This is a genomic window from Rhodococcus sp. IEGM 1409 (genome assembly GCF_030056735.1).
Classification (GTDB): Bacteria; Actinomycetota; Actinomycetes; order Mycobacteriales; family Mycobacteriaceae; genus Rhodococcus_F.
On record NZ_JASHKN010000003.1, the window covers coordinates 439,437 to 459,058 of the forward strand.

Sequence of the window (19,622 nt, forward strand, 5' to 3'; positions counted from 1 at the left end):
GGTTCTCACCACTGAATCCATCAGCCAACGAGTGGGGCCCCTACCCGCAATCCGGTTGGGGGCCCCACTGGTCAGCTGTCGTTCTTAGTGGAGCTCTCCACTCGAACCGTCGGACTTGCCATTGGTTCGGTTCTGGTAGTCCAGAAGGATCTGAAGCTGCTCGTGCTCAGCTTCGTGATGAGCGGCTTCGAGAGCGTCGCTCTCCTCGACCGGGTCAGCGGTGATCAGGCTACCGCTACCGGGCTTGCCTGCGAGGCCGAGCTTGTTCATCTTCTTCGGGACAGCTGCACCCTGGTACTCGAGCGGGATCGGGTGTCCGTGCTCGTCGACGGGGCCGAGCGGCTGGTGGATCTCGATGTACTGGCCGTTCGGCATCCGCTTGATGATGCCGGTCTCGATGCCGTGCTCGAGGACTGCACGGTCACTGCGCTGCAGGCCGATGCAGAACCGGTACGTCACGAAGTACGCGATGGGCGGAAGGATGACCATGCCGATGCGGCCGATCCACGTCATTGCATTCAGCGAGATGTGCAGGTGGTACGCGATGATGTCGTTGACGCAGGAGATCGTGAGCACCAGGTAGAACGCGATGGACATTGCACCGATAGCGGTACGGACCGGCACATCGCGCGGGCGCTGCAGGATGTTGTGGTGAGCGTCGTCTCCGGTGAGACGCTTCTCGATCCACGGGTACGCGATCAACAGTGCGAAGACGAGACCCATGATCAGGGCGACGGCAAACACAGCGGGGATCGTGTAGCGGTTGAACAGGTAGATCTCCCACGCCGGCCACAGTCGAGCAAGGCCGTCCGTCCACATCATGTAGATATCGGGCTGGGAACCAGCCGAGACCTGAGACGGGTTGTACGGACCGATGTTCCACACGGGGTTGATCTGGAACAGACCACCGAGCAGTGCGAGCACGCCGAAGGTCATGGCGAAGAACGCGCCACCCTTCATCGCGAAGACCGGGAGAATACGAACGCCGACGACGTTCTGTTCCGTACGGCCGGGGCCGGGGAACTGCGTGTGCTTCTGGTACCAGACCAACGCGAGGTGGCCGGCGATCAGGGCCAGGATGATGCCCGGGAACAGCAGCACGTGTGCGACGTAGAGGCGCGGAATGATGAGGTCGCCGGGGAAGTCGCCGTCGAAGATCAGCCAGTGCATCCAGGTACCGACGATCGGGATACTCATCGTGATACCACCGAAAGCGGCGCGAAGGCCGGTGCCCGAGAGCAGGTCGTCGGGGATGGTGTAGCCGAAGAAGCCTTCGAACATCGCCAGGATGAGCAGCAGGCAGCCGATGACCCAGTTCGCCTCACGCGGACGACGGAATGCGCCGGTGAAGAAGATGCGAGCGAGGTGAACGACGATCGACGCCGCGAACATCAGTGCAGCCCAGTGGTGAATCTGGCGAACGAAGAGACCGCCGCGCACCTCGAAGGAGATGTTGAGGGTGGTCTCGTAGGCGCGAGACATCGTGACGCCGCGTAGCGGCTGGTATGCGCCCTGGTAGACGACGTGTGCCATCGACGGATCGAAGAACAGTGTCAGGAACACACCGGAGATCAGCAGGATCACGAAGCTGTACAGCGCGATCTCGCCGAGCATGAAGGACCAGTGCGTCGGGAAGACCTTGTTGATCTGCCGACGCATGCCTGCGGCGAGGTGGTAGCGGGAGTCCATAGCCTCCGCTTGTCCAGCCGCTGCCGCGCTGATCTTGGACGGTTTGGTTGTTGTTGTGGTCACGGTCGACGCTCCCAAAATGCCGGGCCGAGTGCTTCGATGAAGTCACCGTCGGCGACCAGGAAGCCCTCTTCGTTCACTGTAATAGGCAACTGCGGAAGTGCGCGAGCAGCGGGACCGAAGATCGGCTTGCCGTAGGTCAGTGCGTCGAACTGCGACTGGTGGCAGGGGCACAGAATACGGTTGCTCTGCTGTTCGTAGAGCGAGGTGGGGCAACCCAGGTGGGTGCAGATCTTCGAGTACGCGAAGTAGTCGCCGTAGTTGAAGCTTTCCTGGCCCTTGCGCTTGGTGACACGCGCGGTGTCTTCCGTGCGGAGGCGGATGAGCATCACCGAGTTGCGAATGCCGCGCAGTGCTGCGAGCAAAGCATGCTCGTCGCCACGGTCGGACTCGCGGAACGGGAAGACCGTTTCCATCGATCCGGCATCGAGATCTTCCGGGCGAACGAGGACGATGTCCTCGGGACGGCCGGTGTCACGACGCAGGTAGATGGTCTCGCCCGGGTAGTTCGGGGTCCAGCCGGACACCCACAGGGGTGAGTCGTCGCCCTTGGCCCACGGGTTCTTGATGAGTCCGCCGAGAGGCATGACCATCATCACGCCGAGTGCGCCACCGCCGAACATCAAGCTGCGCTTGATGGCCTTGCGGCGGGGGAGGGTGGACGTATCGAGGGTGTCGCTGAGTTCGGCAACGACCGTGCGACGATCGACCTCTGTGGAACCACCGTCGTGGCGGTCCTGGATCGAAACCTCTTCGGGGATGAACTTCTTCGTGAACTGGACAGCACCGATGCCGACGCCGAGGATCGCCAGACCCATGGTCAAGCCGATCAGCGGGGTGTACAGGCTGTACTTGCCGTAGTTCTCGTCACCGGCGCCGGCGTATTCCCAGGGCCAGAACAGGTAAATCGCGATGAACGCGATCGCCGAAACGCCAGCGAGGCCGAACCAGAAGGCGACGTTGCGCTCTGCGCGCTTCTCCGCCCTGGTGCCCTTTACCGACCAACGATCACGGCGGTAGACGACGTCGACGCCATCGAGATTGGTACCCAGCTTGACCAGGTCGTCGCGTGACATCGCGTCGAGCTCTTCATCTGTGTACTTCTTAGGCGTATCGCCGCCATGCTGGCCAGCGTCGCTCATGACCTTGCTCCGATCCACAATGCTGCACCGACGACAGCGATGATTCCGACGGCCCACATGGCGAGACCCTCAGAGGCCGGACCGATGCCACCGAGCCCGTACCCACCGGGGTCCTTCGACTCGCCAGACGACTTGACGTAGGCGATGATGTCCTTCTTCTCCTCGATCGTCAGCTGACGATCCGAGAACTTCGGCATGTTCTGGGGGCCGGTAACCATGGCAGCGTAGATCTGCTGCTCGCTGGCCGGATCCAGGACCGGGGCGTACTTGCCCGAGGACAGTGCGCCGCCGCGGCCGGTGAAGTTGTGGCACGACGCGCAGTTGAGCCGGAAGAGCTCACTGCCGCGTCCGATGTCGCCACCGCGCAGCGAGGACTGGGCGATTTCGCCGTTCTCGTCGCGGATGAGCGTCGGGCCGCCGCCGTTGGCCTGGATGAAAGCGCCGAGGGCGTCGGTCTGCGCAGCATCGAACTTGGGGTCCTTGCGCTCGGCCTGGGCCTCGTTGCGAGCTGCGGGCATACGACCAGAGGAAACCTGGAAGTACACGGCTGCTTCGCCGACGCCGATGAGGCTCGGACCGCGGTCCTGGACGCCCTGCAAGTTCGCGCCGTGGCACGTGATGCATGACGTGTCGTAGAGCTGCTTGCCTTCACGAATCAGGGCTGCTGAATCGTCACTGGCGGTCGCAACCTGCGGAGCTGGTGTCAACGCCGAAGCGAGGAAACCTGCGCTGATCAATCCCATCATCAATACGAGCGCGCCGGTAACGCGCCGGCGGATTTTCCGCTGGCGACGCGACTTCGCGGCATTCGCTGAGTTATCGGATGCGGGAGGGGGGGATGAACTCATCTGTATCCCTTTGGTATGTCGGGACGGAACTGGACGTCAGGGGCTGCCTGGGGCGTACAGCTGATTAACGGATGAAATAAATCGTGGCAAACAGCGCGATCCACACGATGTCGACAAAGTGCCAGTAGTACGAAACAACGATCGCGGCGGTGGCCTGGGCGGGCGTGAACTTGCTGACCCGGGTACGTGCGATCAAGAAGACGAAGGCGATGAGACCGCCGATGACGTGCAGACCATGGAAGCCGGTGGTCATGTAGAACACCGAGCCGTACACGCTGCTCGAAATCGTGGTGCCCTCGTGCACAAGGTGGTAGTACTCGTAACCCTGGCCGGAGACGAAGAACGCCCCCATGATCAAGGTGATGGTGTACCAGCGGCGAAGTCCGAAGACGTCGCCACGCTCAGCCGCGAAGACACCCATCTGGCAGGTGAACGAAGATGCGATCAGCACCAAGGTCACCGGCACGGCCAGATACAGGTTCAATTCGGTTGGCTCCGGCGGCCAATTTCCGTTCGCCTGAGCTCGTGCCACGAAGTACATGGCAAAGAGCCCCGCGAAGAACATGAGCTCACTTGACAACCACACGATGGTGCCAACGCTGACCATATTCGGCCGGTTCAGCGAGTGCACGCGTTGGGTGATTGCCGATCCTGAAGTCCCTACTGCGCTCGTCACAGACAGAAGTATGACGCTTCGTCGTAAGAGACGACCACTCGGGTCCACCATCGGCGCGTCGCTCGGCTCGAGTTCGCGGGATCGGGCGGCGAACGCGCTGGTGGCGTGGTCGGAATATGCTGGCGCGATGGCAGCTACACACAAGAGTAGACCGTGGTTCCTGAGAATTTTCGGCACAAAGATTCCGATGCCGCTCGACGCAACGCGGTCGGATCTGGTCGTCGTAGCCGAGGGCTTCGACGACGCCGAGGCGAGTTCGACCGCTCTCGAACGTGCCGGCTCCACCGAGCCGGAGTTCCGGGCGGAGTCCGAAGTGGTCCTGCGGCACCATCTCGACCTCCCGGAGGGTTCGGTTGCCGATGCCGAGAACATCGTCGCCCAGGACGGATATGTGCGAGGCGTGAGTCGGCCTGAGGACGTGGCTCAGGCGGTCGGGAATTCGGTTCGCGTCATCTTCGAGCGTGTCCAGGTGCTGGACGCCCTGCATTGCTCCCAGGAGCGATCACGAATGGCCGGTCTGGCCCAGCGACTCGGTGGTTCGGTAGCCGGGTGGGATGCGCTCCAGCCCCCAGCTCTTGCGGAGGCGATGCCCAAGCGCGGTCGCCGAAAGTCCTGAGCGGCCCTATTCGGTGTCCTCGCCACCTCACTGGCTAGGCTGCGAGGGTCATCGGCAGCACAAAATGACAGCACGAAATGACAGCACGAAATACAGCCCACATGAACGACAGGGGACCAAGGCACTATGGCCGGCACCGACGCATCCAACGCCGTGAACGTCGATTCGAGTGCAGTGGTGCGGTCCTGGCCGATGATTCTCGGATTGCTCACGGACGGCAGTGACTTGTCGGAAGAGGACGCCCGTTGGGCGATGGGCGAGATCATGTCGGACAACGCCACTTCCGCTCAGATCGCAGCCTTCGGCGTCGGGCTGAAGATGAAGGGCGAAACTCCCGCGGAGTTGGAAGGGCTCGCTGCCGCGATGCTCGAACACTCCCGGCGCGTCCCGGTCGATTCCGACGTCGTCGACATCGTCGGTACGGGTGGTGACCGCTCCAACACCGTCAACATCTCGACGATGGCCTCGATCGTGGTTGCCGCGTCCGGTGTGCGAGTTGTCAAGCACGGCAACCGCGCTGCTTCGTCCAAGAGTGGAGGAGCCGACGTGCTCGAGGCACTCGGCGTTCGCATCAACCTCGGGCCGGAGGAGGTGGCGAGGTGTGTCGAGGAGGTCGGCATCGGCTTCTGCTTCGCGCCGGTCTTCCATCCCGCACTGCGCTTTGCAGCGGTGCCCCGCAAGGAAATCGGCATCCCGACGGCGTTCAACGTGCTCGGTCCACTGACCAATCCGGCTCGCCCGCGAGCCGGCCTGATCGGGTGCGCATTTCCGAAGCTGATCTCGGTTGTCGCGGGAGTACTTGCGCAGCGCGGTAATTCGGCGTTGGTGGTGCGCGGAGACGACGGACTCGACGAGCTGACCACCTCCACGACTTCGACGATCCACATCGTCGGCGGTGGAAGTGTGCGAACCGTCACGTTGGATCCGCGTGATCTCGGACTCGACCGCGTTCCTCTCGAAGAGTTGCGGGGAGGAGACGCCGAAGTCAACGCCACGGTTGCACGAACGCTGCTCTCCGGGCAGAAGGGCCCGGTCCGGGACGCGGTCTTGTTGAATGCGGGAGCGGCCATCGCGGCATTCAACGGTGTCGGCGACGACCTCGAGGGTGCGATCTCTGCCGGGATGAACGCCGCCGCTGCCGCGATCGACAGCGGCGCGGGGGCTGAACTGCTTCACCAATGGGCGGCACTCACCGTCGATCTGGCTGACCGAGCCTGATCGACGTCAGTCGAAGAGGCACCGATCAGGCTCGGCCGACGGGCTACTCGCCCAGCGAGAAACCGGCCTCGACGTCAGCGCTGGAGAATGACTGGAAGGCAATGTGGGTAGCGGTTCGGAGAACACCGGGCACCTTGTTGATTCCTCCGGTGACCACCTCGGCGATCTGGGCGTGGTCACGTACTTTCACGATGGCGATCAAGTCGACGTCGCCTGCGCACGAGTAGACCTCGGTCACTCCGGACAGGTCGGCCACGGCCTGGGCGGTTTCCGGGATCCGGGCGGACTCGGCGTGAATCATGACGATGGCGTTGATCATTTCTCTCCTTGATTGCCGGTGCTCGTGATCGAGCTTAGGGTGCCGCTGAACGCTGACGTCACCGATGTTCGGATTCGGTACCCGCCCGCGCGAGTCGGCACCAGGCTTCCCACTTGCCGGCGCCGCCCAGGGGTTCGACGTAGCCGGATGTCGCCGACACGATTCGGACACCGTCCGATCCGAGCCACCTGGCGATCAATCCCAGTTCTTCGGGCGAGGCGCCGCGAAACGGGGCGTCGTCCGGCAACACGGTTTCGGCCGCCGCAGTAATGGCGTCGACGACGGGCATCGGGTGTGTTCCGTGTCTGGCGAGTCCCGCGGAGGCGAGCCGTCCGGAGCGGATCACGGACAGCTCCCAGCCGCCGTCCCCCGTGGGGCGGGCGAGAACGAGTTGTTCGATCGCCGCGACTGCGGCGAGCCGCTGTGTGCGCCGCACTGCGGTGGCGACTGCGACTGTTCGGTCACGTAGACGAGCGGCATTCTCGAACAACGCGTGTGCGGACAGTTCGTCTATCCGCGCTTGCATCTGTTGTAGGGGAGCGTCGTTGGCTCCCCGGAAGAAACCACGCACAGCCTCAGGGGCCGCCGCGTAGTCCTCTGCATTGATTTCCGGGGCCCAGGAGGCCGGACACGCTCCTAATTCGCGAGCGGGGCAATCAGGGCCGTGGACGGCGCCGCGCCCCAGTCGCTTGGTGCAGGTGCGTAGACGACTGAACTCCGCGACGGTTTCGGCGACGTCGACTGCGTCGGTGCGAGAGGTGAACGGGCCGATTGACTCGGCAGTCGGCGTGCGCACCACGGACAGTCTCGGAAATACCTCGTCTGTGAGGGTGATCCACCATCCTCGTTTGGGAAATTTGGAGCGACGGTTGTACGGCGGCGCATGCGCGCTCAACAGGCGCAATTCGCGGACCCCGGCTTCCAAAGCGTGCGCGCACTCGACGTGGTCGACGCGAGTGGCCAGCGCGACCATTTCCTTCATCCGGCCGCGCGTCTCCGAACCGGTGAAGTAGTTGCGGACGCGGCGTCGTAGGTCGGTAGCCGTTCCTATATAGAGGGCTTCGTCCGAGGGACCTCGGAAAAGGTAGACGCCAGGGCTTCTCGGCAGGTCCGCGGCAAAGGACCGTTTGGCCCGTTGATGCGAGGAAATGTTGGGCAGGTAGTCGACGAGTTCGCTGTAACTGTGGACGCCCTGGTTTCCGACCCTGTCGATCAATCCGTGGAGAACGTCGACGGTCGCACGCGCGTCGTCGAGAGCCCGGTGTGTCGGCTGGGTGGTCACTTGGAAGAGATGGGCGAGTGCGGAGAGCTTCACCGAAGGTGCTTCGTCGCGTGTGAGTACCCGTCGGGCGAGTTTGACGGTGCACAGGACACGGAACGCCGGCCACGGGCGTGCGCTGCGTGACGCCGCTGCTTTGAGGAAGCCGATGTCGAAGGGCGCGTTGTGCGCCACCAGCACCGCACCCTCGGCGAATTCGAGAAAAGCGGGCAGGACACGCTCGATCGGCGGTGCGCCGATCAGCATGGCCGTGGTGATTCCGGTCAGCTCGACGATGTATGGCGGAATCGAGCGGCCGGGGTCGACGAGTGTCGCCATTTCACCGAGTACCTCGCCGCCCCGGATCTTGACGGCGCCGATCTCGGTGATGGAGTCCTGGTCGGCGCTTCCGCCTGTGGTCTCGAGGTCGACGACGACAAACGTTGTCTCGCTCAGCGGTGTGTCCAGCTCGTCGAAGCTCAGTTGCCGCCCGACGTCGAATTTCTCCCCGTCGGAGAACGGGGGCGGAGACGGAAATTCTCGGGCCGAGGCGGGACTCACATCGCAGACAGTAGAAGGACCCCCCGACAGGAATCGGAGAGTGCCGACGCGGAATCCGGCTCACTCCGACTTCCAATGCGAAAGCAGCGGATTGACCCCCGACAAAAGTATGAGAGACGAGGATCACACTAGCGGCAGGAACTCGCGAATGCGGCCTCGTGCCTACTTGCCGGTAGGGCGATTCGTGAGGTTGTTGCTACGACGATCAGTCGCCGAAAACGCTCGATTGATCGAAACAGGTTCTAGTTTCAAGTAATCGGCGTTGAACTGCATGGAAGTTCGGATTGTCGGGTTTGGTGACCCTTGCCATTGGGTAACGAGTGCAGGTTTGCGGGCCAGGTGAGCCTCGCCGAACAGACCTGTTGTTATCTCTTCGTGACCCGTTGGGAGTATCGCGGGCGCGGCAGCACGATTTCGGGCGAATCGGGCGCGATTGTCACGAAGCGGTCGACATCGTCGCGATCATTTCGTAACCTTCCTGAGACCTAACGAAGTCTTGCCGGACCAAACAGGACCGGCATCGTCAGGAACCGCCTAATCGGGATCTCCGCGAGGAACCCGAACCGGGAACCCAAGTTTCCACTGGGGTGAATCCCGCCTGGGGTGCAGCACGCATGATCGCTGCGGACCACGCGGGTAGGGCTGATCTTCCCAGCCCGAACCCGTCAGCTAACTCGGTCGGCGGATGAATGGAAGAAATGGAGCACCCCTTAAGTGGCGTCACAGAGTTTCAAGCGTTCAGCGCAGTTGGCAGTAGCCGGCGCGCTCGCAGTAGGTGCATTTGCTGCAACCGCTGCACCTGCCTCGGCAGACCCCATCACGATCCCCGGCGTCGGCACCTTCGAGGTTCCGGGCGTTTCTATTCCTCAGTTGCCGGTCATCCCGGGCATCACTGACATCGCACCGGCCGCACCGGCCGCTCCCATCTCCAGTGTTGGTGAGCAGGCAGTTCGCGCCGCAGAGAGCAAGCTGGGCTCCCCGTACGTGTACGGCGCATCGGGCCCGGACGCATTCGACTGCTCCGGTCTGGTCCAGTGGGCATACAAGCAGGCCGGCCTGAACCTGCCTCGCACGAGCTACGACCAGGCTGCAGCCGGCTTTGCCGTCGCACAGTCCGATCTCCAGGTCGGCGACGTGATCTCCTTCTACGGCGGATCGCACTCGGGCATCTACGCCGGCAACGGCAATGTCATCCACGCGTCGACTGCTGGTCAGCCCGTGAAGCTCGCACCGGTGTCCTCGATGCCGTACGACGGCGCTCGCCGTTACTGATTTCTGATCACGCTCGACGGCTGTCTCCGGTAGGCAGTCGGAACGATCCGCCGCTGCAAGGCGGCGGAGCTCGGGGGAGCTCCGGATCTTCGAATGTGGGCCTCGAATCTTTTGATTCGAGGCCCACATTTTTGGTTCTTCGACGATTTGCCCAGTACTTCACCCCGACACGCCTACCGGCGAGTAGACACAAACGTATGCCGTTCCGTAACCTTACCGAGACATTGCGCGGCCGAGACAGGTACTGTGGATAGTTGACAGCCAGCTAACAGATCGTCGACCGGTCCCGGTCGACGTCGCTTCACCGAGACGGAGAGTTGCATTCCGTGGTTTCATCGAAAAACAACAGTCGAGTACGCGCCGCATTGACAGTGGGAGTGCTGGCGTTCGGACTCGTCGTAGGGCCTTCGATGCAGGCCGGTGCCGACCCCGTCATCACCAATCCGACCGAGGCGCTCGAAAAGCTGGGTGAGCTCTCCCGGGTTTCCGAGCAGACCAACGAAGCGCTGCACAATGCGCAGATCGATCTCGACGCGAAGCTGGGCGTTGCGAACGATGCGGACGCGCGATCGGCAGCCGATCAGGGCCTTCTCGACGCGGCTTCGGCACGTGTCGCCGAGTTCGCTCCGGCGGTAAACCGTATTGCCACAGCGAATTACCAGGGTGCGCGGACCAATCGCCTCTTCGCTTTGATGGTGAGCGATTCGCCGCAACAGTTGCTCGACCAGATGTCCGCGCTCGACGTGATTTCCAACGACGCCGCAGTGCAGGTCTCCCAGTTCAACCAAGCTACTGCCGATGCGCGTGCTGCCTCGGAAGCGTCGAAGCGATCGGCCGAAGAGGCTCGAACCGCCGCCGATCAAGCCCGTGCTCTCAGTGACGACTTGCAGCGCAAGCAGAGTGAGCTGCAGACGCAGATCGCTGACGTGACCAAGGCATTCCAGAATCTCACCGATGCCGAGCGTAACCAACTGAGTGGTACGTCATTCCCGCCGGACGTCGATCTCAGCAAAATTCTAGCTAACTTGACGCCAGGTTCCGGTGCCGCGGCACTCCAGGCAGGCCTGACCCGTATCGGTGATCCGTACGTCTGGGGCGCAACCGGCCCGAACGAGTTCGACTGCTCCGGTCTGGTGGTCTGGGCCTACAAGCAGATCGGGAAGACCCTGCCCCGTTCGAGCCAAGCGCAGGCGCAGGGCGGTGTACCGGTGTCGAGGGACCAACTACAGCCCGGTGACGTCGTGACTTTCTACAGCGACAACTCGCATGTCGGTATCTACGCCGGCGACGGAAACATTCTGCATGCGTCGACGTTCGGCGTACCGGTGAAGGTTCAATCGATGGCAGGCATGGAGTTTTCCACTGCGCGTCGTTACTGACGGCTTGCTGCGTCCGGGCGACGTGTGGCCAGCCGCCGTGAAGCGTCGAGTCGAGTGCTCCTACACTCGGCACCGTGCCGACTGAACCGATGACGACGTCCGCCGTCGGCGCAGATCGAAAACGCCGTTGGGAGTATCCAGCTCTCGTGGCGCTCGGTGTTGCCGTGGTGCTCGTTCTCGGTTTGACGATCTTCCTGACGAACAGGTCCGATTCCGACGAAAATGCAGCCAGCGAGCAGGACGCCGAACGAACCGCGCAGGTACAGGCCTTTCTCGATGCCTGGGCCGCGGCGCAGATGTCCGACGATCCGTCGGGGCTGGCGAATTTCGTCGACGAGGCTGCCGCGCCCGGTGTGCTCGAGGCGGAAATTCGACGAGCCACTGCAGCGGGAGCGCTCGACTTCTCCGACTGGGGATACGAGATTCCCGGCGGCGGCCTGACTCTGGCGCCGCGAACCGGTGCGCCGGCCGGAGACGTCGAAGCATGGAATGCGCAAGTTCTGTTGCGGTACGCCCTCGACGGAGTTGACGCGTTGCCCACTCGCAAGGGAGTGTCCATGACGCTCGCGAAACGCGGTGATCAGTGGTCGGTTCTTGCTGACGGGGCGATCGTCGGACTGGACGGAGCGCGAACGTCGGGCGAATCCTGGAACGGCCCTTGGGACTTCGGCCCGCTGGCCGTCGCCGAAAATTCTGCGGGTAACGCGCTGGTGATCGGGCATCCAGGTCAGCAGGCGTTTGTCGATGCGTTGGCGGCCGATGTGGACTCGGCCATCGAGAACACGACGCAATTGTGGGGTCCATGGTGGTCCGAGCGAGCGGTGCTCATGGTGGCGGGATCGGCGGAGGAATTCACCGCACTGGTCGGCTCCCATCACGATGGAGCTTCGATTGCCGCAGTGTCGGTCGCGGATGCGACGGCGGACGGGTCTTCCGACGTGAGCGGCCAGCGGGTGGTCTTCTCACCTGCCGCGGCTTCGAGGTTGACCGACATCACCAGGCGAACTGTGTTGCGCCACGAACTCATGCACATAGCCGCCCGATCGAAAACCCGTGACGGGTCGCCGATGTGGGTATTGGAAGGGTTCGCCGAATACGCGGGAAACCGCGGATCCTCGCGGGCGTGGGGTGAGATCGCGCCGACTCTGGCAGCAGCGGTACGCGCCGGCGATACTCCGACAGAGTTTCCGGACGACACGCAGTTCGGCGGCGTACCGGTCGCGAGTTCATTGGCGTACGAATCGGCGTGGTCGATCAACGCGTACATCGCTGATCGATTCGGAGAGGTCAAGCTGACCGACCTCTTTCGGGCCCTGGCCTCCGGAAAGATGACGGCCGAAGACCTCGACTCGCGGATCCGTGCGGTTCTCGGCGTCGGAACCGAGGAACTACGAGTCGGATGGGTCGACTGGACCGATAGTCATCTGGGCTGAGCAGTTCGCGGCTGAGTCGATTGCAGCGGCGAGGTGACCTTGTCATGTCTCGATGCACCAAGTGGCCTTGTCGCGTCTCGATGCACCAAGTGGCCTTGTCGCATCTCTATGCACCGAGTGCCCTACGGTGGACGGATGCGCCGGACCCTCTTGGTGACCAATGATTTTCCTCCTCGTCCCGGAGGTATCCAGTCTTATCTCCACACGTTCGCAGGGCACCTGCCGGCGGACAAGTTGGTGGTGTACGCGCCGCGATGGCGGGGTGACTCGCACAAGAAGTTCGACGCGGCACAGCCTTTCGAGGTCGTTCGGCACCCGACGACGCTGATGCTGCCGTCGCCTTTTGTCGCTCGTCGGGCTGCGAAGCTGGTCAAGAAGCACGACTGTGAGTCGGTCTGGTTCGGTGCGGCGGCGCCGTTGGCGTTGTTGGCGCCGGTTGTTCGGCGCGCCGGAGCGAGCCGAGTGATCGCGAGTACTCATGGCCACGAGGTCGGATGGTCGATGATTCCCGGTGCGCGGCAATCGTTGCGCGTCATCGGTGACCACACGGATGCGGTGACGTTTGTCAGCAAGTACACCCGCGGACGGTTCTCGGCGGCCTTCGGCCCGCAAGCGGCGCTCGAGCACCTGCCGTCCGGAGTCGACACGTCGGTGTTCCACCCGGACTCGGTCGCCCGCGCGGAACTGCGCAAGCGATACGGGTTGGGGGAGCGGCCCACGATCCTGTGCTTGTCGCGGCTCGTGCCACGCAAGGGACAAGACATGCTCATCAAGGCACTTCCGACTATTCGCAAGAGCATCGACGGGGCGGTACTGGTGATAGTCGGAGGTGGGCCCTACGAGGACCACCTCCGTCAATTGGCGCGTAAGACGGGGATGGACGATCACGTCGTCTTCACCGGCACGGTGCCCGCCGCGGAGTTGTCGGCTCACCACACGATTGCCGACGTGTTTGCCATGCCGTGTCGTACCCGAGGTGCCGGATTGGACGTCGAAGGATTGGGAATCGTATACCTCGAGGCCTCGGCGACCGGCGTTCCGGTGATCGCCGGTCGCAGTGGTGGCGCTCCGGAAACCGTGCAGCAGAACAAGACCGGGCTCGTGGTCGACGGCACCTCAGTTCGTGACGTGGCCGAATCGGTGATCGAGGTGCTGTCCGATCGTGATCGAGCGGCCGCGATGGGAGCCGCCGGCCGGGCGTGGGTTGCCGAAGAATGGAAGTGGGACACGCTCGCTTCGAAGCTGCGCAATCTCCTCGGCTGAGCTACGGCGGACTCGAACGCGAACGGCCCGCACCGAATTCGGTGCGGGCCGTTCACTGCGGCGGAGGCCTACTTGCCGAAAAACTACTTGGCGTAGATCTTTTCGATGTCGGCGGCAAAGCTCTCGTGCACGACGTTGCGCTTGAGCTTCATCGTGGGTGTGAGTTCGCCTGTGTCCTCGGAGAAGTCGACTGGAAGGATGCGGAACTTCTTGATCGCCTCGGCGTGTGAGACGAGCTTGTTCGCCTCGTCGATGGCGTCCTGGATTTCACCGACCAGTTCGCCGTCCGAGACCAGGTCGGCAGCTGTGGTTCCTGCGGCCTTGTTGTTTCGCTCGTTCCACGCGGGAAGAGCCTCGGCGTCGATGGTGATGAGAGCGCCGATGAATGGCTTCTGGTCGCCGACCACGATGGCCTGGCTGATCAGCGGGTGGGCACGAAGGGAATCTTCGAGCTGAGCGGGGGAGACGTTCTTGCCGCCTGCTGTGACGATGATTTCCTTCTTGCGCCCGGTGATGGTGATGTAGCCGTCCTTGTCGACCGTGCCCAGGTCGCCGGTATGGAACCAGCCGTCCTCGATCGACTCGGCGGTCGCCTTCTCGTTGCGCCAGTAGCCGGTGAAGACCACTGGTCCCGAGAGCAGGATCTCGCCGTCTTCGGCAATGCGAACGGAGTTGCCGGCCAACGGCTTTCCGACAGAGCCGACCTTCTGTGCGCCGATGGTGTTGACGGCGAACGCGGCGGTGGTTTCGGTCAGTCCGTAGCCCTCGTAGATCGTGACGCCGATACCGCGGAAGAAGTGGCCGAGTCGAGCGCCGAGAGGTGCACCACCGGAAATGGCCAGCTGGCACTGTCCGCCGAGTGCAGCGCGCAGTTTCGAGTAGACGAGCTTGTCGAAGAGGGCGTGCTTGGCCTTGAGGACGATGCCGGCGCCGCCCTTGTCCTGTGCCTCGCTCCAGGCAACCGCAGTGTCTGCGGCCGCGTCGAAGATCTTGCCCTTGCCGTCGCCGTGCGCCTTGGCACGTGCGCTGTTGTAGACCTTCTCGAACACACGCGGCACCGAGAGGATGAAGTCGGGCTTGAACTCACCGAACGTCGGAACGAGGTTCGGGATGTCGCTCGTGTGCCCTAGCGATGCACCGGCATCGAACGATGCGATGCTGACTGCGCGAGCGAGAACGTGCGCGAGCGGCAAGAACATCAGGGTGCGAACGCCGGGAGTCTTGAGCAGTGTGCCGAGGTTGGAGTCGAGGATGCCCTTCGACTCGGCAATGAGGTTGGAGTGCGTCAGCTGGCAGCCCTTGGGGCGGCCCGTGGTGCCCGACGTGTAGATCAGGGTCGCGGGATCGGAGGCCTTCAGCGCAGCGACGCGGGCGTGGACGTCCTCGTCGGAGATGTCGGCGCCCAGTGCGGTCAATTCCTCGATGACACCCTTACCGCCTGACGCGGCGTCGATCTGGTACACCGTGCGCAGCGCGGGTGCGGCTGTAGCGACGTCCTTCACGGTCGCGGCGTGCGTGTCGTTCTCGACGATGAGGTCGATTACTTCGGAGTCCTCGAGAATCCAACGAACCTGCTCAGCTGCGGAGGTTTCGTAGATCGGAACCGTCACGCCACCGGCTGCCCAGATGGCGTAGTCGACGAGTGGCCATTCGAAGCGAGTCGCCGACATGAGGCCGACGCGGTCGCCCTGCTTGACGCCGATCGCAATGAGCCCCTTGGCGACGGCGGTCACCTGAGCGGCGAAATCGCCTGCAGTGACATCGACCCATGCATTTCCGACTTTGCGCTTGTAGACAACCGCCGCCGGTTTCGTCTTCGCGAAGGCGAATACCGAGTCGACCGCGGAGGCATCCTCGGGAATGGTGAACGTCTGGGGTGCGCTGAACTCAGGCACGAACTACCTCCGACACTGCGAAATACTGACGAGTAGGGTTTTCGTCTCCTACTGTAGTCGCATGTCCGACGCAGTTGTGGCCAGGCTTACAGTCTGTCCGGTAGGTAGTGGTGCGACACCCCTCGACGCTTCGCCGACGCGATATGTGAAGCTACTTCGGTGAGCAGTATTCAGGTCGCAGACCAGACTTTCATCGCCGCCCCGCCCGAGCGGGTCGCCGAACTGTTGTCCGCGCGTGCGCAATGGCGTCGCTGGTTCAGCGATCTTGCGCTCGAAGTCCGGGAAGATCGCGGCCCCGCAGGTTTTCGCTGGGGAGTGTCCGGTCAGCTGGTCGGCACCATGGAGGTGTGGCTCGAACCGGTCATGGACGGGACGATCGCGCACTACTTCCTGCACTGCGAACCGGTCGGCGTATCACCGTCCGATCTGCCGACCCTCGACCTCGCCGGGATGAACCGAAAGCGTCGGGTCGACGGCAAGGTCATGTCCTTCCAGCTCAAGCGCGAACTCGAAGCAGGACGCGCCGCCGGAGTAGCACCGGACTGACAATCGAAGCAGCGCACGTTGTGCAGGTTCTGGACTTTTGACGAAGGAAGGTAGCGCAGTCGTATGGCCGAGAAGACCAAGGGGTTGATCAGCATCGAGGCCCCTGCCGACGCCGTGATGGACGTCATCGCCGATTTCGCGCAGTACCCCGAATGGGTGGCCGCGGCGAAGTCCGTCGAGGTGACGGCGCCGGGGCAGGGCGGCCGTGCGGACCGAGTACGTTTTGTTCTCGACGCGGGAATGGTCAAGGACACCTACGAACTGCAGTATTCGTGGGCATCGGACGGTATGGCGGTGAGCTGGGAGCTGATCTCGGGTGAGATCCAGAAGTCCCAATTCGGTTCGTACACACTCGAGCCCGGCCCGAACGGCACCACGTCGGTCACCTACGAGTTGACGGTCGACCTGACGATTCCCATGATCGGTCTGTTCAAGCGCAAGGCCGAGAAGATCATCACCGACACAGCTCTGAAAGAACTGAAGAAGCGAGTCGAGGGCTGAGTGCCGGAGCAACGATCGCGCGTCCAACTGTTCGTCGGTAAAGGCGGAGTAGGCACGACGACGCTTGCCGCAGCGACTGCTGTGTCGGCTGCGGCCGACGGGGTGAGAGTGCTCTTGGTGTCGATCGATCAGGCAGGTTCTCTCGCGGATGTCCTGGGCGTGCCTGCGCTGCGAGCGACTGGGCCACGAACGACTGGGCCACCAACGAGGACGCCTCTCACTGATCTGCTCGACGTCCTGCACCTCGACACTTCGGCGCTCCTCGAGGAAAAGTTTCGAGGATTGTCGGGATTGATCGATGCTGCAGGAAATTTCGGAGCCGGAGATCACGAACACGGTTCGTCGTTCGAGGGGTTGGAACCGGAGGAGTTGACGGGATCCCTGGGCGTCCAGGACATACTCGGGCTCTCTGAGATCGTCGACTTCTCTGACAGCGGCGACTACGACCTCGTGATCGTGGACTGTCCGGCCGCAGCCGAAGCGCTGCGGATCCTCGGGTCGCCGTCGATGGTGTCGGAGTACCTCGAGCGATTGTGGCCGCGGCACAGGCGGATGGTCGCCGTGACGGGCACGGACATGCGATTGCTTTTGCTCGTGTCCGTCATCGAACGGGTGCTCGCGTCGGTGGATCGAATCGCAGTTCACCTCTCGGATCGGGAGAACACCAGCGTGCGTGTGGTGACGTCGGCGGATGGCGTGTCGGTCGCGGCGACTCGTCGGACGTTGTCAGGGCTGGCTCTCGCAGGTTTGCGAGTCGACGGGATTGTCGTCAACAACCTTGTCCCGCAGTTCAACTCGCCGGCTGCGGTGGGTGTCGACGATTCGCCGGCGGCATGGTGGCTCGCTTCGATCCGGGCGTCACAGGAACTCGTCGTCGACGAATTGCGTGGATCAACCGATGGAATGTCCGTCACAACGGTCGAACGCGCACGCGTCGAACCGGTAGGGTTGGCGGCTCTGGGCGAGATCGCGGCCACGTTCGTGGGTGGAACGGGCACGGATTCGGGCACTTTCGACCCCGTCGACACCGTCGACACCGCGGACAACATCGTGGTCTCGTTGGAGTCGGGGGCCGGAGTCGATTCGGTGTACGTGATGCGGATGTACCTTCCGCTCGTGGATCCGTCGTCGTTGTCGTTGGGCCGGGTGGAGGACGATGTGCTGGTGGGAGCAGACGGCGTACGACGCAGAGTTCGTTTGGCGTCGGTGCTGCGTCGTTGTGTCGTGAACGGGGCGGAGTTGGACGGCAGTTACCTGATCATCCGGTTCAGCCCGGATCCCGCGGTATGGCCGGCATGAGCGAAGAGCACGAGCGCCTCGTCGCGGAATTTCGCGCGCTGGCGGATACCGTTCTGACCCGCCTGGAACCGATGTTGCAGAAGGCGGCCGCAGCTCCCCCTGCCTCGACGACCACTGACTTGGCCGGTGACCCCGGTTCAGCGGATACGCAGCCGCTGTTCAGCGGCTGCAGCTGGTGTCCGGTGTGCGCCCTCGCTGCACTGGTTCGCGGTGAGAACCACGAACTGCTGGCTTTCCTCGCGGGTCAGGCAGCAGCATTCCTTGCGTTGCTTCGCGAGATCCTCGACGAGTTTCTCGGGGGGTCCTCCGGCCCGGATCGTGGACCTGACGGTGGTGCGACGACGCCAGGGGCCGAGCGAACTCGGACGGCGGCATTTGTCCCGATCAACGTGACGGTCAAGGACTGACTTAGTACCCCGGGTAGAGCGAACGGCTCGAGTTGAGCACAATCGACACAATGGTCACCGACGCACGAGGCACCGATACAGGGTGCGCACTCCAGCGGGCGCCGCTCGCGTGGGAATTATCGCGATGAGCGCGCGGCGCTTGAAAGCGGTTTCCGACTCCACCATGGACGACATCTTGACGGTCGGCATCGACGTCGGCGGGACGAGCATCAGGGCATCCGTCGTGGACGTGGACGGACAAGTGCTCGAGATGATTCAAGCTCCGACCCCGCAGTCGGCCCGGGCTCTCGAAGACGGCCTTGATCGCGTCGTACGCGAGTTGGTCACCAGGCACGAGGTATCGGCCGTGGGGTTGGCGGTCGCCGGCTTCATCACGTCCGATCGAAGCTCGGTTCGGTTCGCGCCGCACTTGCCGTGGGTGGACGCGCCGGTCGGAAGCGACTTGAGCAAGCGACTCGGACTGCCGGTCGTTCTCGAGCACGACGCCAACGCCGCAGCATTTGCGGAACATCGATTCGGCGCAGCCGCAGGGGGCCGCAATGTCGTGATGGTGGCAATCGGGACCGGAATCGGCGGCGCGCTTCTCATCAACGGCGAGCTGTACCGGGGGAGCCACGGCGTCGCCCCTGAACTCGGCCACATCCAGGTCGTGCCAGGCGGGCGGCAGTGCGCGTGTGGCAAGCGTGGGTGTTGGGAGCGCTATTGCAGCGGAACGGCGCTCGTGGACACGGCAATCGAACTGCTGGCCGCCGACCCGGCCGCGTCGACGGTTCTGGCGCGTGAGGTAGCGGTGGATCCGGGATCCCTCACCGGTCGCCGGATCGCCAACGCCGCGCAGGACGGCGACCCACTCGCGCTGGCAACCATTGCCGAGTTCACCCGTTGGCTGGCCGTCGGATTGGCGATGGTCGGCGACGTCTACGACCCCGATCTGGTGGTGATCGCCGGCGGCGTCGCAAGTTCAGCCCCACTGTTTCTCGACGACGCCCGTGAGCAGTACGCGACATTGTTGACGGGTGCGAAGCACCGCCCGCTGGCACGAATCCGTTCCGCTCAGCTGGGCGAAGCTGCAGGCATGGTCGGCGCCGCAGCCTTGGCTCGTTCGGCAGTGCCTCAGGAGCTCGGTGGGGTCGACGGCGCTGGAACCACATCTGCCGGACTGTGATCGGGTCGATCCTGCAGGGGCTTGTGTAGCGGGGGTTACGGGTCGGCAGTAAGGTCGTACTCAGCGAAATTCAGT

The 19,622-nt window shown here is 63.3% G+C and carries 18 protein-coding genes and 1 riboswitch; of the genes, 11 read left to right on the forward strand and 7 right to left on the reverse strand.

Annotated elements, in window-relative coordinates:
* Window positions 1–84: 84 nt before the first annotated feature.
* The 4 genes from qcrB to ctaE form a co-directional block, all read right to left on the reverse strand.
* Window positions 85–1,689: a cytochrome bc1 complex cytochrome b subunit gene (qcrB, locus tag QM716_RS12120; protein WP_283304471.1), complete on the reverse strand. Its 1,605-nt coding sequence runs from the start codon at window positions 1,687–1,689 to the stop codon at window positions 85–87.
* Between the two features lie 59 nt (window positions 1,690–1,748).
* Window positions 1,749–2,891, reverse strand: coding sequence for a cytochrome bc1 complex Rieske iron-sulfur subunit (gene qcrA, locus QM716_RS12125; protein ID WP_283304362.1), 1,143 nt, complete (start codon window positions 2,889–2,891; stop codon window positions 1,749–1,751).
* Window positions 2,888–3,739 carry a cytochrome bc1 complex diheme cytochrome c subunit gene (gene qcrC, locus QM716_RS12130; protein WP_283304363.1) on the reverse strand — a complete coding sequence of 284 codons (852 nt, stop codon included), beginning with the start codon at window positions 3,737–3,739 and terminating at the stop codon, window positions 2,888–2,890. The genes qcrA and qcrC overlap by 4 nt, the downstream gene beginning before the upstream one ends.
* A 64-nt stretch (window positions 3,740–3,803) precedes the next feature.
* Window positions 3,804–4,415, reverse strand: coding sequence for an aa3-type cytochrome oxidase subunit III (gene ctaE / locus QM716_RS12135; protein ID WP_020908101.1), 612 nt, complete (start codon window positions 4,413–4,415; stop codon window positions 3,804–3,806).
* Between the two features lie 127 nt (window positions 4,416–4,542).
* Between ctaE and QM716_RS12140 the strand changes: the two genes are divergently transcribed.
* Both QM716_RS12140 and trpD read left to right on the forward strand, forming a co-directional pair.
* Window positions 4,543–5,031: a hypothetical protein gene (locus QM716_RS12140; RefSeq protein WP_283304364.1), complete on the forward strand. Its 489-nt coding sequence runs from the start codon at window positions 4,543–4,545 to the stop codon at window positions 5,029–5,031.
* Window positions 5,032–5,157: 126 nt separating this feature from the next.
* Window positions 5,158–6,249: an anthranilate phosphoribosyltransferase gene (gene trpD, locus QM716_RS12145; protein WP_283304365.1), complete on the forward strand. Its 1,092-nt coding sequence runs from the start codon at window positions 5,158–5,160 to the stop codon at window positions 6,247–6,249.
* 43 nt (window positions 6,250–6,292) lie between these two features.
* Here trpD and QM716_RS12150 read toward each other — a convergent pair whose 3' ends face one another.
* Together QM716_RS12150 and QM716_RS12155 are read right to left on the reverse strand one after the other, a co-directional pair.
* A complete protein-coding gene (locus QM716_RS12150) occupies window positions 6,293–6,568 on the reverse strand; it encodes an Lrp/AsnC family transcriptional regulator (protein ID WP_283304366.1) in 276 nt (91 codons plus the stop codon).
* Window positions 6,569–6,626: 58 nt separating this feature from the next.
* Entirely contained in the window at window positions 6,627–8,309 is a 1,683-nt protein-coding gene (locus tag QM716_RS12155; RefSeq protein ID WP_283304472.1) for a DEDD exonuclease domain-containing protein, read from the reverse strand.
* A 599-nt stretch (window positions 8,310–8,908) separates the two neighbouring features.
* Window positions 8,909–9,087: riboswitch (cyclic di-AMP (ydaO/yuaA leader) on the forward strand.
* Window positions 9,088–9,101: 14 nt separating this feature from the next.
* Here QM716_RS12155 and QM716_RS12160 point away from each other — a divergent pair.
* From QM716_RS12160 to QM716_RS12175, 4 genes are all read left to right on the forward strand, one after another.
* Window positions 9,102–9,659 carry a C40 family peptidase gene (locus tag QM716_RS12160; protein WP_283304367.1) on the forward strand — a complete coding sequence of 186 codons (558 nt, stop codon included), beginning with the start codon at window positions 9,102–9,104 and terminating at the stop codon, window positions 9,657–9,659.
* 326 nt (window positions 9,660–9,985) lie between these two features.
* A complete protein-coding gene (locus QM716_RS12165; RefSeq protein WP_283304368.1) occupies window positions 9,986–11,038 on the forward strand; it encodes a C40 family peptidase in 1,053 nt (350 codons plus the stop codon).
* 74 nt (window positions 11,039–11,112) lie between these two features.
* Entirely contained in the window at window positions 11,113–12,471 is a 1,359-nt protein-coding gene (locus QM716_RS12170; protein ID WP_283304369.1) for a hypothetical protein, read from the forward strand.
* Window positions 12,472–12,606: 135 nt separating this feature from the next.
* A complete protein-coding gene (locus tag QM716_RS12175) occupies window positions 12,607–13,734 on the forward strand; it encodes a glycosyltransferase family 4 protein (RefSeq protein ID WP_283304370.1) in 1,128 nt (375 codons plus the stop codon).
* An 83-nt stretch (window positions 13,735–13,817) separates the two neighbouring features.
* Here the strand turns inward: QM716_RS12175 and QM716_RS12180 are convergent, their stop codons facing one another.
* Window positions 13,818–15,629 carry an AMP-dependent synthetase/ligase gene (locus tag QM716_RS12180; protein WP_283304371.1) on the reverse strand — a complete coding sequence of 604 codons (1,812 nt, stop codon included), beginning with the start codon at window positions 15,627–15,629 and terminating at the stop codon, window positions 13,818–13,820.
* A 159-nt stretch (window positions 15,630–15,788) separates the two neighbouring features.
* On the opposite strand from QM716_RS12180, the gene QM716_RS12185 reads away from it, so the two are divergent.
* The 5 genes from QM716_RS12185 (at window position 15,789) to QM716_RS12205 (ending at window position 19,547) form a co-directional block, all read left to right on the forward strand.
* Window positions 15,789–16,175: a polyketide cyclase / dehydrase and lipid transport gene (locus tag QM716_RS12185; protein WP_283304372.1), complete on the forward strand. Its 387-nt coding sequence runs from the start codon at window positions 15,789–15,791 to the stop codon at window positions 16,173–16,175.
* A gap of 63 nt (window positions 16,176–16,238) precedes the next feature.
* A complete protein-coding gene (locus QM716_RS12190; RefSeq protein WP_283304373.1) occupies window positions 16,239–16,676 on the forward strand; it encodes an SRPBCC family protein in 438 nt (145 codons plus the stop codon).
* Entirely contained in the window at window positions 16,677–17,975 is a 1,299-nt protein-coding gene (locus QM716_RS12195; RefSeq protein ID WP_283304374.1) for an ArsA family ATPase, read from the forward strand.
* Window positions 17,972–18,382, forward strand: coding sequence for a hypothetical protein (locus QM716_RS12200; RefSeq protein WP_283304375.1), 411 nt, complete (start codon window positions 17,972–17,974; stop codon window positions 18,380–18,382). The genes QM716_RS12195 and QM716_RS12200 overlap by 4 nt, the downstream gene beginning before the upstream one ends.
* 124 nt (window positions 18,383–18,506) lie before the next feature.
* Window positions 18,507–19,547, forward strand: coding sequence for an ROK family protein (locus QM716_RS12205; protein WP_283304473.1), 1,041 nt, complete (start codon window positions 18,507–18,509; stop codon window positions 19,545–19,547).
* The last annotated feature ends 75 nt before the right edge of the window (window positions 19,548–19,622 follow it).